Origin of the sequence: Nonomuraea sp. KM90 (genome assembly GCF_052246675.1) — a bacterium.
Classification (GTDB): Bacteria; Actinomycetota; Actinomycetes; order Streptosporangiales; family Streptosporangiaceae; genus Nonomuraea.
In genome coordinates this window covers 161,760-177,599 of the sequence record NZ_JBQQCB010000006.1, presented here as the reverse complement: position 1 = coordinate 177,599, position 15,840 = coordinate 161,760, and the positions used below count along the sequence as shown (strand labels likewise).

Genomic DNA, 15,840 nt, shown 5'->3' with positions numbered 1-15,840 from the left:
GCTGCCCCCTGGTGGTCTAGGTGATGAGCGCCCGGTCCCTTCCGAGGTGGTGGCCGCGCAGGTCGTTCACGGTGCCGGGCGAAGGGGTCTCGGAGACCTTCTGGGCGATCTCCACGTTGATCGAGACGGGGGTCAGCGCGCGTACGGCCTGCTCGATCCGCGCCTTCCACATGGGGTTGCCGACCAGGCTCTCCCTGCCGAACGTCACCGTGAGCGCCGCCGTGTCCAGCGTCCCCTGCCGGCTGACGGCCAGCTCCCACCCCGCCACGCCGTCGATCTTCGACAGCGCCTTCCCGATGCGCGGCAGCGCCAGCCACACGCCCCTGACCAGCACGTGCTCGCCGACGGTGTGGGCGGGCGCCGGGATGTCGGGGCCGGCCGTCCTGGCCACCAGCCCGGTCCTGAGCACCGCGTCGCCGAGCGTCGAGTGCCTGTACGGGGTGATGACCAGCTCGGCGAGCCCGGCCGCCGGGTCCGCCGTGCCGTCCTCGGCCAGTGCCGCCAGTCCCAGGACGCCGTCCACGAGCGGCTTCAGCGGCTCCTCCTCCGCCGTGCGCCACGCCAGGGCGCCCCCGCCGAACGGGCTGGCCAGCACCTCCGTGACCCGGGCCCCGAACTCGCCCGCCAGGTGCCCCAGCGTCCGTCTGGAGGCGATCTCGCCGGTCAGGACGATGTTCCTGAGCCCGAGGTCCAGCGGGTCCAGCAGGAACTCCAGGTGCAGGCGGGCCAGGAAGTCCATCGCGCCGGTCGGGGTGGCGACCAGCGTGGTGGCCTTCAGCGCGGACAGCGCGTGGTGCAGGCGCATCCGGCCGCGCGGGCCCACGCAGGCGGCCGCCCCGGCCACGTCCGCCGCCGCCGCGGCCCACAGGGCGCCGGCCGGCTCGGCCAGGGCCACCACGACCCGGTCGTCCGTACCGACCCCCGCCTCGCGCAGCGCCGCCCCGGTCAGCCCGGTCGCGGCCGCCCGGTCGTCCGGGGACAGCGGGAAGACGCTCGACACGTCGGGGGAGACGAGCAGCAGCCCGGCGGCGGAGCCCGCGGCACCCCCGAGATCGTCCCGAGTCAGCCACCGCGCCATCAGACCACCACCTCGTCCAGAACCGTGCACCGACCGGACCGCCTGGCGACTCCCGCCATCACCGCACGACCTCGGTCATGAAGAGCTTCATCGCGTCGCACACCCGCTCGTGCGCCAGCCCGCCCACCTGCGCCTGGATGATCAGATCCGTGGCGCCGGCGTCGGCGATCCTGGCCAGGGCCTTGCGCGAGCCCGCCACGTCGTCCACGACCACCATCAGGTGCTCGCGCAGCGTGGCCATGGACTCCTCCGGCGGCATCCCGGCCGCGAGCTGCCCCAGCACCCGGTGGGTGGCGTGGCGGGCGTCGTAGTAGTCGGGCGGGGTGACGAGGTTGACCTGGCGGCGGATGTACCACAGGACGGGGTCGGCGGCCGTGGCGGTGGCCTCGTCGCGGGTGGGGGCGACGAACCAGGGGATCATGAGGGCGACGCGGCGTTCGGCCGGGTCGAAGCCATGCTCGGCCAGACACTCTCGATATTTCGCGATGTCGGCGGCAACGTCGTCGATGCCCTTCAGCATCGTCATGCCGAGCAGGTTGTACCCGTGCCGGGCGGCCGCCAGATAGCCGTCCAGCGAGGTCGAGGCCACCCACACCGGAGGATGGGGCTGCTGGACCGGGCGCGGGTAGACGGCAACGTCGGGGATCTCGAAGAACTCGTTCGACCGGCTGACCGGCTCCCCGTCGGCCCGCCAGATGGCCAGCGTGGCCTCCAGCGAGTCCTCCCAGATCTGCCGCGACTTTTCGAACGGCCGCTGGAACGCCTGGTACTCCAGGGGTGAGGCCCCCCGCCCCGTGCCGAACTCCACCCGGCCGCCGCTCAGCACGTCCAGCGTGGCGACGCGCTCGGCCGTGCGGATGGGCGACTGGAAGGGCAGCAGCACCACCCCGAGCCCCAGATGGATGCGCTCGGTGCGCTGCGAGATGGCGGCCAGGACCAGGTCGGGAGCGGAGGAGTGGGAGAAGCCCCTGGTGAAGTGGTGCTCCACGAACCAGGCGGCCTCGAAGCCCAGCCGGTCGCCCAGCACGACCTGGTCGATCACGTTCTGGAACGCCTGCTGCTCGACGGCGCGAGTGCGACCGCGGACCTCCAGCTCATACCCCAGGCTGATCCGTAGGGACGTCATCGCGCCTCCGGCGAAGTAGGAAACCAAGCGCTCGCTTGGTAGAGCGTATCAGCGGCAAAGACTTGCGGGAAGGGCGCGGCGGCGATCAGAGTGGATGCTCGTGAAGCGAAAGCACGCGCTGCGGCGGCCGAAGGGCGGCACGTTCCCGGACCAAGGCAACGATCTCTCGCTCACCAGCGCCCGCAGATATGAGGCGTTCGGCAGGGTGATGGCCGCGCTCGCGACCGAGGCCGACTTCATCGAGTCGTGCCGCGACCTGACCTGGTGGCGCGGGTCCGACCACAGCTGGCACATCGAGTGGCGCGACGGGCCGTACGCCTCGGAGGTGGCCTCCCTGCTCGTCGAGCAGGTGCGCGACCCCGGCCTCGACGGCTCGCTCGTCACTCGGGCGGGGCCGGGCGGCGACGGCTCGGCCGTGCTCGACGTGATGGGCGTCCTGTTCGAGCTGCGCGCGATCGACCCGATGGGGCGCGCCACCGTACGCGCCCGGCCCGGCTTCTGGCGCCTGGCCGAGGCCCTCGACACCACCCGCCGCACCAACGCCCGCCACCCCTGGGAAGAGCTCCTCGGCGGCTGACTCCGCCCGTCCCCGCCCGGCCCTCAGCTCGTCCCGAAGACGTGATCGGCGAGGCGGGCGCGGTGGGCCTGGGGCGGGCAGAAGAGCTGCGCGTCGGAGGTGGCCCGCTTGAGGTAGCGGTGCGCGGGATGCTCCCACGTGATGCCGATCCCCCCGTGCACCTGGATGTTCTCCCCCGCCGCCACCAGGTACGCCTCCGTGCAGTACGACCCCGCGACGGCGGCCGAAACCCCGTCACCGGCCGCCGCCCCGGCCGCCGACCTGGCGGACTCCACGAGGAGGAGCAGGTCGGCCAGCTTGTGCTTGATCGCCTGGAACGACCCGATCGGCCGCCCGAACTGGTGCCGCCGCCCCGCGTGCTCGACCGCCATCTCCAGGCACCGCTGCGCCCCGCCCACCTGCTCGGCGGCCAGCGCGGCGATCCCGAGGTCGCGGACGCGGGCCCACGACCCCCCGTCGCCCAGCCGCCGTACCGGGGTGTCGCGGAAGGTGAGCCGCTGCAGCGGCCGGCTCTCGTCCATCGTCCGGTACGGCTCCCGCCCGGACGGCACCGCCTCCACCAGCAGCCCGCCGGTGTAGAGGAGCACCAGCTCCCCCTCCAGCGCGTACGGCACGACCCCCGTGAGACGATCCCCCTCCAGAGAGAGGTCGCCGTCCCCCGGCAGCACCACGGTCGCGCTCGCCGTGCCTCCGGCCAGCGCCGCGAGCACCTGCTCCGCCCCGCAGCACCGAGCCGCCTCGACGGCCATCACCGCCGACTGCAGGAACGGGTGCGGCGACAGGACCCGCCCCAACTCCTCGGCCACGGCGGCCATCTCGGCCGGGCCGCAGCCCGCGCCCCCGTACTCCTCCGGGACGAGCAGCCCCGCGATCCCCACGTCCCGCGCGAACTCCCGCCAGGACGCGCCTGGGCGGGCGGCGAGGTAGTCGCGGACGACGGCGCGGAGGTCATCGGCAAGTGCCACCCGTCCAGCTAACCAAGCGGCTGCTTGTTTTGGCTAGCGGATGACCGAAATTTGCCTTTTTTGTATGAATACATAATCTGGATGTGGTCATCCCCAGGCATCTCCGGGGGAGGGGTTGACCAGGGAATAGAGATGAACAACACCACCATTGACTACGCCGACTTCGCCGAGTACGACCGGCGGCAGCGCGCCATCGAACACCACTTGCTGGCGGCCTTCGCAGGAGGACTGGCCGTCGGCCTGCTCGGCATGTTCATCGCCGGGAACGGCCCCGGATGGATCGGCCAGTTCTACGACCCCTACGCCTATCTCGCCCTTTCGCTGGTGGTGGGCGCCAGCGCGTCGGGGTTCGGGTGGGCGCTCGTGACGACGTTCCTGGCGGCGGTGTCCACGCTGGTGGCGGCCATGGGAGCGGGCGCGCTGAGCGGCCACGACGCCTTCGACATCGTCGGCGGCAGCGCCGCCGGGCTCAACTGGACCATCGTCCTGCTCGTCGGCCTGGGCCTGCTCGCGTACACCACCCGCAGGGAGGACCGCTGGGGCGACGTGGCGGCGGGTGCGGTCGGCGCGGCGCTGATCGCCGACGTGGTCGACCGGGCGACGCCGGGGTTCATCGACAGCGACCGGTCGTTCTGGCCGGTGCCCGCGCTGGCCGTCGGCCTGCTGGCCATCGGGCTGGTCCTCGTGCTGCGCAGGAACGCCCGCGGGCGGGTGCGCGCGCTGGTGATGTCGGCCGTGCTGGCGGGCCTGTTCACGGCCGGCCTGGCCGCCTTCGTGTCCGGGTGGATCCCGCTGGCCGTCTGATCCCGCGCCGGTCGCACCTGATCGTGCCTGATAAGCACGAGCGCGGCGCTCCTCCGACTCGATAGCCTGTAGTCCTTCACATCCAGGTTCGAACAAGGAGTGGCCGTGTTGCTGCGCATGTCGTCGTTGTTTCTTCGCACCCTGCGGGACGACCCGGCAGACGCGGAAGTCCCGAGCCACAAGCTCCTGGTCCGCGCCGGCTACGTCCGCCGCGTGGCCCCCGGCATCTACTCCTGGCTGCCCCTCGGCAAGATGGTGCTGGAAAACGTCGCCCGGATCGTCCGCGAGGAGATGAACCGCATGGGCGGCCAGGAAGTGCTCTTCCCCGCCCTGCTGCCCCGCGAATACTACGAGGCGACCGGCCGCTGGACCGAATACGGCGACACGCTGTTCCGGCTCCAGGACCGCAAGGGCGCCGACTACCTCCTCGGCCCCACGCACGAGGAGCTCTTCACCGACATGGTCAAGGGCGAATACGCCTCCTACAAGGACTATCCGGTCACCCTTTACCAGATTCAGACGAAATATCGTGACGAAGCGCGGCCCAGAGCCGGCATCCTGCGCGGCCGCGAGTTCCTGATGAAGGACTCCTACTCCTTCGACCTCGACGACGACGGGCTCAAGCGCTCCTACGAGCAGCACCGCGAGACGTACATCAGGACCTTCGACCGCCTCGGCATCGAATACAAGATCGTCTTCGCCCAGTCCGGCGCGATGGGCGGCTCGGCCTCCGAGGAGTTCCTGGCGCCCACTCCCACCGGCGAGGACACGTTCGTGGCCTGCCGCTCGTGCGGCTACGCCGCCAACGCCGAGGCCGTCGTCACCACCGCGCCCGCCGCCCGTCCCGTGGACGACGCCGAGCCGCTGCGGGTCATGGACACCCCCGACGCCCCGACCATCGAGACGCTGGTGTCCTACGTCAACGAGCACCACGGGCTGTCCGTCACCGCCGCCGACACGCTCAAGAACGTCGTCGTCAAGGTCGCCACGCCCGGCTCCGACAAGACCGAGACGCTGGTCATCGGCGTGCCCGGCGACCGCGAGGTCGACTTCAAGCGCCTGGAGGCGGCGCTGTCACCCGGCGAGCCCGCCATCTTCGAGGCCGCCGACTTCGCCAAGCACCCCGGCCTCGTACGCGGCTACATCGGCCCGCAGATCCTGCGCGAGCTCGGCATCCGCTACCTCGTGGACCCCCGGGTCGTCACGGGCACGTCGTGGGTGACCGGCGCCAACGAGGCCGGCAAGCACGCCGCCAACGTGGTCGCGGGCCGCGACTTCACCCCCGACGGCACGATCGAGGCCGCCGAGGTGCGCGCCGGCGACCCCTGCCCCCGCTGCGGCTCCGCGCTGTCCATCGACCGGGGCATCGAGATCGGCCACATCTTCCAGCTCGGCCGCAAATACGCCGACGCCGCCGGTCTCGACGCCCTCGGCCCCGACGGCAAGCCCATCCGCATCACCATGGGCTCCTACGGCATCGGCGTCTCCCGCGCGGTCGCGGTCATCGCCGAGCAGGCCTACGACGAGCTCGGGCTGGTGTGGCCGCGCGAGGTCGCGCCCGCCGACGTGCACATCGTCGGCACGGGCAAGGAGAACCAGGTGGAGGCCGCCCTGCAGCTCGGGGCGGAGCTGGAGTCGCGCGGGCTGCGGGTCCTGGTGGACGACCGGCCGCAGGTCTCGCCCGGCGTGAAGTTCAAGGACGCGGAGCTGCTGGGCCTGCCGACGATCGTGGTCGTCGGGCGCGGGCTGTCGCAGGGCGTGGTGGAGCTGCGGGACCGGGTGTCCGGCGAGAAGTCGGAGATCCCTCTCGCCGAGGCCGCCGAGCGCATCCTGGCGGCCGTCAACGGCTGACCCTGCTTCTCCCCATCGTCAGCGCCACGTACGGCCCTCCGGGCGCCGTGCGTGGCGCGCGGTGTCAGGCGACCGGGAGGGCCGGCCCCGACCCCTGGGTGACGGTGACGAGACCCGTGCCTCGGGTGCCGGGCACGTCAGGCGCTTCGGGCACGTCGGGTGCTTCGGGCACGTCGGGCGTCTCGGGCCCGACCTACCCTCCGCCCTGTACCGCTGAGGGCGAGACCGACGGGGCCGCCGCCACCGGCATGCCGGGGAAGGCGGCCGGCTGGGCGGGCCGGAAGGAGTAGGAGCGGGCCACCGCCTCCTGCATGGCCAGCGCGGCGTAGCGGCGCAGCGCCGCCTCCTCGGCGGCGGCCAGCTCCAGGTAGGCGGCCGTGACGCCGGTCTCCAGGTGCACGGCCAGCTTGGCGGCCAGCGTGGCGTCGGAGGGGAAGAACGGCAGCATGTAGGAGGCGTCCGGCTCGGCGGGCTTGCCGCCGCGCGTCGTGATGTACGAGCGCAGCTGGTCGCGCCTGGCCCGGTGCGCGTCGAAGGCCGCGCTGACCTTGTCGCGCAGCGATCCCGACGTCCGCGCCCCGAGCAGCCCGTACGCGAACAGCGCGGCGTGCTCCGCCGCCAGCGCCTTGCGCAGCTTCTCGACGTCGCCGGCGGTCCCGGCGGTCCTATCGCGGGCGGTCCTCACAACACTCACAACGACCTCGGCAGGGCGACGGCTCGGACGGCGTTCACAACGACCTCGGCGGGACGGCGGCTGGGACGGTGTTCACAGCGACCTCGGCAGGGCGACGGCGTGGGCGGCCTCGCAGGCGCCGATGCTGGCGATGAGCTGGGCCACCCCGGGCGAGACGCCGTCGAGCTGGCGCGTCCGCTCGGCGGCGGCCTTGCGCTCCAGGGTGCGCAGCCGCGCCAGCGAAGCCTTGGCGGTCGCCGTGGCGCCGGCGGACGGTGACGGCGGCGCCGTGCCGGCCTTCACGTGCTTGCGCAGCTCGTTCAGATGGGCCTGGTGCCGATCCCGGAACGGCACGAGCTTGTCGGCCCCGCCCGAGATCAGGGACGAATAGAGCGCGACCGTACGTTCCTTCTCGGCGATGAGATCCTTCAGCAGGACGGTTTCCGGGGAGTCGGGAGCCGGGGCGGACGGCTGCGGCGGGTCCGACGCGCTGCAGGCGGTCAGAGCGGCCGCCCCGCCCGCCAGCAGGGCTCGCCGGGAGAGCTGACGCGGGCGCACGGACTCGAACCTCCAGTTGGTGCCGGCCCTTGTCGGGGGCCTCGGTAGCATCGTACGGCCAGTGCCCCGGATCACCGTCCGGCGACGCTCCGCCATTCGACCGTGACGAGTGGCGCTCTTTCCGTGCCCTCATACGGATAGGGTGTCAACTGTCGTCGCTGGCTGAGCGGCCAGGCGGCGGGGAGCCAGTGGCGAGGTCCGCCCGGCTGAGACATGACAATAGGGGAGGTCGATATGGGCAGCGCATCACCCCGCGACCACCTGATGAAGCTCCTGGAGCCCGTGGTCAGCGCGGAGGGCCTCGACCTGGAGGACATCACGGTCACCCAGGCAGGCAAAAGACGGCTGCTGCGCGTGATCGTCGACCGTGACGGCGGCGTGAGCCTCGACGACGTGGCCGACGTGAGCCAGGCCGTCTCCGCGGCCCTGGACGACGACGACTCGATGGGCCAGGGTGCCTACACGCTCGAGGTCTCCTCGCCAGGCGTCGACCGTCCCCTCACCGAGCCGCGCCACTGGCGCCGTGCGGCCAAGCGGCTGGTGAAGGCGGAGCTGAGGGACGGCACCGTGGTGGAGGGCCGCATCATGGCCGCCGATGAGGGCGGCGTCGAGCTCGACGTCGCGGGCGCGGCACACAGGCTTGATTACGAAGACCTGACCCGGGGACGGGTACAGGTGGAATTCCGCCGATTCGACGACGACGTCGACGGCGACGAAGGCTAAGGGGGAGCCGTCGTGGACATCGACATGAGCGTCCTGCGCAGCCTGGAGCGGGAGAAGGACATCTCCTTCGACCTGGTCGTCAAGGCGATCGAGGACGCTCTGCTGATCGCTTACTTCCGCACCGACGGCGCCGCCTCCAAGGCGCGGGCCGAGCTCGACCGCAGCAGCGGTCACGTCATGATCTGGGCGGCCGAGCTGGACGAGGAGGGCGAGGTCGTCAGGGAGTTCGACGACACGCCTAACAACTTCAGCAGGATCGCCGCCACCACTGCCAAGCAGGTCATCCTGCAGCAGCTGCGCGACGCCGAGGACGAGATCAACTTCGGTGAGTTCGCCAGCCGCGAGGGCGAGCTGGTCTCCGGCGTCATCCAGCAGGGCAAGGACCCGCGCGTGGTGCTGGTCGACCTCGGCAAGATCGAGGCCGTGCTGCCGCACGCCGAGCAGGTCCCCGGCGAGGAATACGTGCACGGTGAGCGCATCCGCGCCTACGTGGTGCAGGTGAAGAAGGGCCACAAGGGCCCCTCGGTCACCCTGTCGCGCACGCATCCCGGGCTGGTGAAGAAGCTGTTCGCGCTCGAGGTGCCGGAGATCGCCGACGGCACCGTGGAGATCGCGGCGGTGGCGCGCGAGGCCGGCCACCGTACGAAGATCGCGGTCCGGTCGCGCAAGCCCGGCGTCAACGCCAAGGGCGCCTGCATCGGGCCGATGGGCTCGCGCGTGCGCAACGTGATGACCGAGCTGCACGGCGAGAAGATCGACATCATCGACTGGTCGGAGGATCCCGGCGACTTCGTGGGGAATGCCCTGTCGCCCGCCCGCGTTTCCCATGTCGAGGTTCTCGATCTCGACGGGCGTGTGGCCCGGGTGACCGTGCCCGATTACCAGCTCTCGCTGGCCATCGGGAAAGAGGGGCAGAATGCCCGGCTCGCCGCGAGACTCACAGGATGGCGGATCGACATCCGGCCCGATACACAAGCCGAGGACGCCGCCGGTTCCGTAGATGCGTCAACACGGTAAGCTGGAATATGGTGGCCAAGCGGTCCCACAGCGCACCTGTGTGGGCTGCAGGGTTCGCACGGCTAAGTCCGAGCTGCTCCGCCTGGTGAGGGTCGAGGACCACGTGGTCCTTGACCTGCGAGGACGGCTTCCTGGCCGAGGTGCATCGCTGCACCCGTCCATAAGCTGTCTGGAGCTTGCCGAGCGGCGCCGAGCGTTTCCGCGCGCGTTCCGCGTGCCGGGGCCGCTTGACGTGTCGCCCGTGCGGGCGCACCTGGAGGGAGAACCACGAAATGTCATGTAGGACGCCGAGTTGATGGGCGGAGTCAGATTGCTATGAGCGCCTGATGAGCACGCGGCGATGAAGACGTCAAGGTAGCGACGGTCCGGACGGCACAGCCAGCCTCCCGGGCCGAGTAAGGGAGTGCAGTGGCGAAGGTCCGGGTATACGAGCTCGCTAAGGAGTTCGGCGTAGAGAGCAAGGTCGTCATGGCCAAGCTCCAAGAGATGGGAGAGTTCGTCCGTTCGGCGTCCTCGACCATCGAAGCGCCGGTGGTCCGCAGGCTCACCGAAGCGTTGGGGGCATCCAAGGGTGGCCCCTCGAGAGGCGGCGGTCAGCCGTCCAACAAGCCGCAGCCGCCAAGGGCTGCTCCCCGGCCGGCGGACAGCCAGGCCGGTAACGGCGCCGGACAGGCGTCGGTCCCCGCCCCACCGCGTCCGGGTCCCAAGCCCGGTCCGCGTCCAGGCCCCGCGGGTGGCGGTCAGCCGCGCCCGCCGGTGCCGATGCCTCACCAGCCGCAGCAGCAGCCTGAGGCCGCGCGCGGTGAGACTTCAGGGGCTCCGCAGGCGCGTTTCGAGAGCGGCGCGCCCGCTCGTTCCGAGAGTGCGCCCGCTCGTCCTGAGAGCGGGGCGCCAACCCGTCCCGAGAGCGGTGCGTCCGCTCGTCCGACCCCGGGCCCGCGGCCTGGGCCCGCGCCCCGTCCCGGCCCCAAGCCCGGCCCGGCGCCTCGTTCGGGCGGTCCGGGTGCCGGTGGCGGCTCCCAGCAGGCGCCGCGCCCCGGTGGCGGCGGTGGCGCTCGCCCCGGACCGGGTCCCAAGCCCGGCCCGCGTGGTCCGCGTCCTGGTAACAACCCGTTCTCTTCCAACGCCAGCGGCATGGGTCAGTCCCGTCCGCCGCGTCCGGGCGGCAACCGCGAGGGCGGTGGCGGTCCCGGCCAGCGTGAGCGTCGTGACGGTCCGCCGCGCGACGGCGCGATGCCGCGTCCGCCGCAGGGTCGTGGCGGTGGCGAGGGCAGGACCGGCGCGGCCGGCCCGCGTCCGGGCCCGCCCCCCGGCGGCCCGCGTCCGGGTCCCGGCGCCGGTGGTCCCCGTCCGGGTGGCCCGCGTCCCAACCCGATGATGATGCCGCAGGGTCGTCCTGCCGGTCCCGGTGGTGGCGGCGGTGGCCGTCCCGGTGGTGGCGGCGGTGGCGGTGGCGGTCGTCCCGGCGGTGGCGGCGGTGGCCGTCCCGGTGGTGGCGGCGGTGGCGGTCGTCCCGGTGGCGGTGGCGGCGGTTTCGCCGGTCGCCCGGGTGGCGGCGGCACCGGCCAGCGCACCGGCACCGGTGGTCCCGGCGGCGGTGGCGGCGGCTTCGGCGGTCGTCCCGGTGGCGGCGGTCGTGGCCGTGGCGGTGGCACCGCGGGAGCCTTCGGGCGCCCCGGCGGCCGTCCCGCGCGTGGCCGCAAGTCCAAGCGCCAGAGGCGCCAGGAGTTCGACAACATGTCGGCGCCGGCGATCGGCGGCGTGCAGGTCGCTCGCGGCAACGGCGCGACGATCCGCCTGCCGCGCGGTGCGTCGCTGTCCGACTTCGCCGACCGCATCGGCGCGAACCCGGCCTCGCTCGTGCAGATCATGCTGCACCTGGGCGAGATGGTGACCGCGACGCAGTCGGTCAACGAGGAGACGCTGCAGCTGCTCGGGGCCGAGCTGGACTACAACATCCAGGTCGTCAGCCCGGAGGAGGAGGACCGCGAGCTTCTCGAGGCCTTCGACATCGAGTTCGGCGAGGACGAGGGCGACGAGGCCGACCTGGCCGCGCGTCCGCCGGTCGTGACCGTCATGGGTCACGTCGACCACGGTAAGACCAAGCTGCTCGACGCCATCCGCAAGACCAACGTGGTGGCGCGCGAGGCGGGTGGCATCACCCAGCACATCGGTGCTTACCAGGTCGCCGCCGTCCACGAGGGCGAAGACCGGAAGATCACCTTCATCGACACCCCGGGTCACGAGGCGTTCACCGCCATGCGTGCCCGAGGCGCCAAGTCCACCGACATCGCGGTGCTGGTGGTCGCGGCCGACGACGGTGTGAAGCCGCAGACGATCGAGGCCCTCAACCACGCCCAGGCGGCCGAGGTGCCGGTCGTGGTCGCGGTCAACAAGGTCGACAAGGAGGGCGCCGACCCGAACAAGGTCCGGGCCCAGCTCACCGAATACGGCCTGGTGGCGGAGGAATACGGCGGCTCGACGCTGTTCGTCGACATCTCGGCGAAGAACGCCACGGGCATCGACGAGCTCCTCGAGGCCATCCTGCTGACCGCGGACGCCGAGCTCGACCTGCGGGCCAACCCGACGATGGACGCCCAGGGCATCGCGATCGAGGCTCACCTCGACAAGGGCCGCGGCCCTGTCGCGACCGTCCTGGTCCAGCGCGGCACCCTGCGCGTCGGCGACTCGATCGTGTGTGGCGAGGCCTTCGGCCGCGTCCGCGCGATGCTCGACGACAACGGCGACGCGGTCGAGGAGGCCACGCCGTCCCGTCCGGTCCTGGTGATGGGTCTGACGGCCGTTCCCGGCGCCGGTGACAACTTCATCGTGGTCACCGACGACCGGATGGCCCGGCAGATCGCCCAGCAGCGCGCGGCGCGCAAGCGCAGCGCCGACATGGCGAAGTCGAGCCGCCGCCTGACCCTTGAGGAGCTGTTCAGCAACCTCGAGAAGGGCCGCGTCGACGAGCTCAAGCTCATCATCAAGGGTGACGTCTCCGGTTCGGTGGAGGCCCTGGAAGACGCCCTGCTCAAGATCGATGTCGGCGACGAGGTCAGGCTTCGTGTCCTGCACCGCGCGGTCGGCGCGATCACCGAGTACGACGTCAACCTGGCCGTCGCCGACGACAACGCGGTCATCATCGGCTTCAACGTCCGCCCCGAGCCTCGGGCGCGCGACCTGGCCGAGCGCGAGGGCGTCGACATCCGCTACTACTCGGTCATCTACCAGGCGATCGAGGAAATCGAAGCGGCGCTCAAGGGCATGCTCAAGCCCGAGTTCGAAGAGGTCCAGATGGGCACCGCCGAGGTCCGCGAGGTCTTCAAGGTGCCGAAGATCGGCAACGTCGCCGGTTCGCTGGTCCGCTCCGGCGTGATCGTCCGCAACAGCAAGGCCAGGGTGATCCGCGACGGCGTCGTCATCGCGGACAACCTGACCGTCTCGTCCCTGCGTCGCTTCAAGGATGACGCGACCGAGGTCCGCGAGGGCTTCGAGTGCGGTATCGGTGTCGGCTACAACGACATCCGGATCGACGACGTGATCGAGACGTTCGAGATGCGGGAGAAGCCGCGCGTGTGACGCGCGGCCGGGCGCCCGGCGGGACATCCGCCGGGCGCCTCTCGCACGCCCTGGCCTGGTTCCCACCGCAGCAGGCCGGGCGTGCGTTCACCACACCAGGCCAAGCGGTGGTTGACAACGATGTATGTGGGTGCTCTGACCCTGGACATCCTGCTCGGCGACGTCAGATCGCTGAAGCAGAAGCGCTCTGTCGTACGGCCGCTGATCGCCGAGCTGCAGCGCCGTTACCCCAGCATCGCGGTGGCTGAGACCGGCCATCTCGACCTGCACCGCAGGGCGGAGGTCGGCGTGGCGGTAGTGTCCGCCTCCGCGGGTAACTGCAAGGAACTGCTGGACGCCTGCGAGCGGATGGTGGCTTTCCGCCCCGAGATCGAGCTGCTGTCGGCCCGGCATCGGCTCTACAACGACGAAGATTGAACGACTGCACGGCCAGGTCGTGCGTGAGGGGGAGCGAACATGGTGGATGCCGCACGAGCGCGCAAGCTCGCCGATCGCATCCAGCAGATCGTCGCCGAGATGCTGGAGCGACGGATCAAGGATCCGCGCCTGGGCTTCGTCACCGTGACCGACACCCGCATCACCGCCGACCTGCGCGATGCGACGGTGTTCTACACGGTGTTCGGCTCCGACGCCGAGCGGGCCGACAGTGCCGCCGCCCTCGAAAGCGCCAAGGGGATCATCCGCTCCGAGGTGGGCCGCCAGACCGGCGTACGCTTCGCCCCGACGCTGACGTTCAAGCACGACCCGCTGCCCGACAGCGCCCGTCACCTGGACGACCTGATCAACGCCGCCCGGGCGCGCGACGCCGAGGTGGCGCGGCAGGCCCAGACGGCGTCGTACGCGGGCGAGCCCGATCCCTACAGGAAGCCCGACGAGGAGGGTGTCGACGCGGTGTCCGAGCTGAGCTCGGAAGTCAGTAGGGAAGACCAGGCGTGACGCCCGACGTACGCGACCGGGCCGACCGCCCGGCGCGCCTGGACGCGCGGCCGGCGGACACCTGCCCGATCCCGGAGTCCTCGTGGGATCGGGCGCTGCGGCTGATCAGCCAGGCCGACGAGGTCGCGCTGGCCTGCCATGTCACCCCCGACGGCGACGCGCTCGGCTCGATGCTGGCGGTCGCGTTCGTGCTGCGCTCGATGGGCAAGCGGGTGGTGGCGTCGTTCGGCGACCGGCACTTCGCGGTGCCGCGGCTGCTGCGGTTCCTGCCGGGGCAGGAGATGCTGGTGCCGCCGTCGGACTATCCGGCCGCGCCCGAGCTGATGATCGTGTTCGACTCCTCGACGTTCGAGCGGCTCGGGCTGCTGGGCCCCAACGCGGCCGTGGCGCGCGAGCTCGTCGTGGTCGACCACCACCCGTCGAACGCGGGGTTCGGCACGCTCAGCCTCATCGACGCCAAGGCCGCCGCCACCGCCATGCTGGCCGAGCAGCTCGTCTACCGGCTCGGCGGCCGGCTCGACCGGGACATCGCCACCTGCCTGTACGCCGGCCTGGTGACGGACACCGGGTCGTTCCGCTACTCCTCGACCACGCCGGCCGTGCACCAGATGGCGGCCAGGCTCGTGGCCACCGGGCTGCACACCGACGAGATCGCCCGCGAGCTGTGGGACCGCTCGCCGTTCGGCTACCTCAAGGTGCTGGCCGCCGCCCTCGACCGGGTGGAGCTGGAGGGCGGTCTGGTGTGGACGTACGTGACGCGGGTGGACCGGGCCGCGTACGGGCTGCCGTACGCGGAGCTCGAGGGGATCATCGACATCGTGCGCCGCACCGACGAGGCCGAGGTCACGGTCGTGCTCAAGGAGGACGACCAGGGCGACTGGCAGGTGTCCACCAGGTCCAAGGGCGCCGCCGACGTGGCGGCCGTGTGCGCGGCGCTGGGTGGCGGCGGGCATCACAACGCGGCCGGGTACACCTCGCACGACACCGTGGAGGAGACCATGGCGAAGTTCCGGCGCGAGCTGGGGAAGGTTTCCTGATGGCCGAGAGCGGTCTGATCATCGTCGACAAGCCGGGCGAATGGACCTCCCACGACGTGGTGGCCAAGATGCGGCGCATCGCGGGCACCCGCCGGGTGGGGCACGCCGGCACGCTCGACCCGATGGCGACGGGCGTGCTGGTGATCGGCGTGGAGAAGGCGACCAGGCTGCTCGGGCACCTGACGCTGACCGAGAAGGTCTACACCGCCACGATCCGGCTCGGCGTGAGCACCAACACCGATGACGCCGAGGGCGAGGCCACCGCCACGACCTCGGCGGCCGGTGTCACGGAGGCCGAGATCCACAAGGGCGTCGCGGCGCTGACCGGCGAGATCATGCAGATCCCGCCGCAGGTCAGCGCGATCAAGGTGAACGGCCAGCGGGCCTACAAGAAGGCGCGGGCGGGCGAGGAGGTCGAGCTGGTCGCCAGGCCCGTCACCGTGCGCCAGTTCGACGTGCTCGACATCCGGGCGTCTGGTGACGTCGTGGACGTCGACGCGGTCGTGACCTGCTCCAGCGGCACCTACATCCGCGCGCTGGCCCGCGACCTGGGCGCCGCGCTCGGGGTGGGCGGGCACCTGACGCGGCTGCGGCGCACCCGGGTGGGGCCCTACGACCTCACCCTGGCCAAGACCATCGAGGAACTGGCCGGGGAGTGCGTGATCCTGCCGATCGGCGAGGCGGTGGCGGCGGCGTTCCCGCGCCGGGACGTCACGGCCGAGGAGGCCCGCGTCATCGGGCACGGCGGGCGGCTGCCCGCGGCCGGGCTCGGCACGGGCCCGATCGGGGTGTTCGGACCGGAGGGTGAGCTGCTGGCGCTGGTGGAGGAGCAGGGCCGGGTGGCCAAGCCCCTGGCCGTCTTCGTCGGTTGATTCCACGGTGCTGTGCTCCAGTGGACGACACCGGTTCTGACCCG

The 15,840-nt window shown here is 71.7% G+C and carries 16 protein-coding genes; 11 read left to right on the top strand and 5 right to left on the bottom strand.

The window, feature by feature from the left end; all coding sequences use genetic code 11:
* Window positions 1-16 precede the first annotated feature (16 nt).
* The gene (locus ACTWPW_RS09970) at window positions 17-1,078 is read right to left on the bottom strand and encodes a hypothetical protein (protein WP_443168503.1); all 1,062 of its coding nucleotides are present in this window, start codon (window positions 1,076-1,078) and stop codon (window positions 17-19) included.
* A gap of 58 nt (window positions 1,079-1,136) precedes the next feature.
* Complete coding sequence (locus ACTWPW_RS09965; protein WP_364130382.1) at window positions 1,137-2,204, bottom strand: LLM class flavin-dependent oxidoreductase; 1,068 nt, start codon at window positions 2,202-2,204, stop codon at window positions 1,137-1,139.
* A gap of 94 nt (window positions 2,205-2,298) precedes the next feature.
* On the opposite strand from ACTWPW_RS09965, the gene ACTWPW_RS09960 reads away from it, so the two are divergent.
* Window positions 2,299-2,781, top strand: coding sequence for a hypothetical protein (locus tag ACTWPW_RS09960; RefSeq protein ID WP_375115805.1), 483 nt, complete (start codon window positions 2,299-2,301; stop codon window positions 2,779-2,781).
* A 23-nt stretch (window positions 2,782-2,804) separates the two neighbouring features.
* On the opposite strand, the gene ACTWPW_RS09955 is transcribed toward ACTWPW_RS09960, so the two are convergent.
* Window positions 2,805-3,746, bottom strand: a complete 942-nt coding sequence (locus ACTWPW_RS09955) for an acyl-CoA dehydrogenase family protein (RefSeq protein ID WP_375115806.1) — start codon at window positions 3,744-3,746, stop codon at window positions 2,805-2,807.
* Between the two features lie 132 nt (window positions 3,747-3,878).
* Here ACTWPW_RS09955 and ACTWPW_RS09950 point away from each other — a divergent pair, with 132 nt between their 5' ends.
* Both ACTWPW_RS09950 and ACTWPW_RS09945 read left to right on the top strand, forming a co-directional pair.
* Window positions 3,879-4,550: a hypothetical protein gene (locus ACTWPW_RS09950; RefSeq protein ID WP_375115807.1), complete on the top strand. Its 672-nt coding sequence runs from the start codon at window positions 3,879-3,881 to the stop codon at window positions 4,548-4,550.
* Window positions 4,551-4,655: 105 nt separating this feature from the next.
* The gene (locus ACTWPW_RS09945) at window positions 4,656-6,401 is read left to right on the top strand and encodes a proline--tRNA ligase (RefSeq protein WP_443168502.1); all 1,746 of its coding nucleotides are present in this window, start codon (window positions 4,656-4,658) and stop codon (window positions 6,399-6,401) included.
* A gap of 193 nt (window positions 6,402-6,594) precedes the next feature.
* On the opposite strand, the gene ACTWPW_RS09940 is transcribed toward ACTWPW_RS09945, so the two are convergent.
* Both ACTWPW_RS09940 and ACTWPW_RS09935 read right to left on the bottom strand, forming a co-directional pair.
* Window positions 6,595-7,095 (bottom strand): ferritin-like domain-containing protein, encoded by a 501-nt coding sequence (locus ACTWPW_RS09940; protein ID WP_443168501.1) that lies wholly within the window; start codon window positions 7,093-7,095, stop codon window positions 6,595-6,597.
* Between the two features lie 72 nt (window positions 7,096-7,167).
* Entirely contained in the window at window positions 7,168-7,632 is a 465-nt protein-coding gene (locus ACTWPW_RS09935; protein WP_443168500.1) for a hypothetical protein, read from the bottom strand.
* Between the two features lie 234 nt (window positions 7,633-7,866).
* Between ACTWPW_RS09935 and rimP the strand changes: the two genes are divergently transcribed.
* From rimP to truB, 8 genes are all read left to right on the top strand, one after another.
* Window positions 7,867-8,355: a ribosome maturation factor RimP gene (gene rimP, locus ACTWPW_RS09930; RefSeq protein ID WP_375115811.1), complete on the top strand. Its 489-nt coding sequence runs from the start codon at window positions 7,867-7,869 to the stop codon at window positions 8,353-8,355.
* A 12-nt stretch (window positions 8,356-8,367) separates the two neighbouring features.
* Window positions 8,368-9,372 carry a transcription termination factor NusA gene (nusA, locus tag ACTWPW_RS09925; protein ID WP_364130402.1) on the top strand — a complete coding sequence of 335 codons (1,005 nt, stop codon included), beginning with the start codon at window positions 8,368-8,370 and terminating at the stop codon, window positions 9,370-9,372.
* Window positions 9,356-9,655, top strand: coding sequence for a YlxR family protein (locus tag ACTWPW_RS09920; protein ID WP_375115812.1), 300 nt, complete (start codon window positions 9,356-9,358; stop codon window positions 9,653-9,655). Before nusA ends, ACTWPW_RS09920 begins: the two co-directional genes overlap by 17 nt.
* Before the next feature lie 125 nt (window positions 9,656-9,780).
* Window positions 9,781-12,951, top strand: a complete 3,171-nt coding sequence (gene infB / locus ACTWPW_RS09915) for a translation initiation factor IF-2 (protein ID WP_375115813.1) — start codon at window positions 9,781-9,783, stop codon at window positions 12,949-12,951.
* Between the two features lie 120 nt (window positions 12,952-13,071).
* A complete protein-coding gene (locus ACTWPW_RS09910; RefSeq protein ID WP_375115814.1) occupies window positions 13,072-13,368 on the top strand; it encodes a DUF503 domain-containing protein in 297 nt (98 codons plus the stop codon).
* 39 nt (window positions 13,369-13,407) lie between these two features.
* Window positions 13,408-13,887 carry a 30S ribosome-binding factor RbfA gene (rbfA, locus tag ACTWPW_RS09905; protein ID WP_364130411.1) on the top strand — a complete coding sequence of 160 codons (480 nt, stop codon included), beginning with the start codon at window positions 13,408-13,410 and terminating at the stop codon, window positions 13,885-13,887.
* Entirely contained in the window at window positions 13,884-14,924 is a 1,041-nt protein-coding gene (locus tag ACTWPW_RS09900; protein WP_443168499.1) for a DHH family phosphoesterase, read from the top strand. The genes rbfA and ACTWPW_RS09900 overlap by 4 nt, the downstream gene beginning before the upstream one ends.
* Entirely contained in the window at window positions 14,924-15,796 is an 873-nt protein-coding gene (gene truB, locus ACTWPW_RS09895) for a tRNA pseudouridine(55) synthase TruB (protein WP_375115816.1), read from the top strand. The genes ACTWPW_RS09900 and truB overlap by 1 nt, the downstream gene beginning before the upstream one ends.
* Window positions 15,797-15,840: the final 44 nt, after the last annotated feature.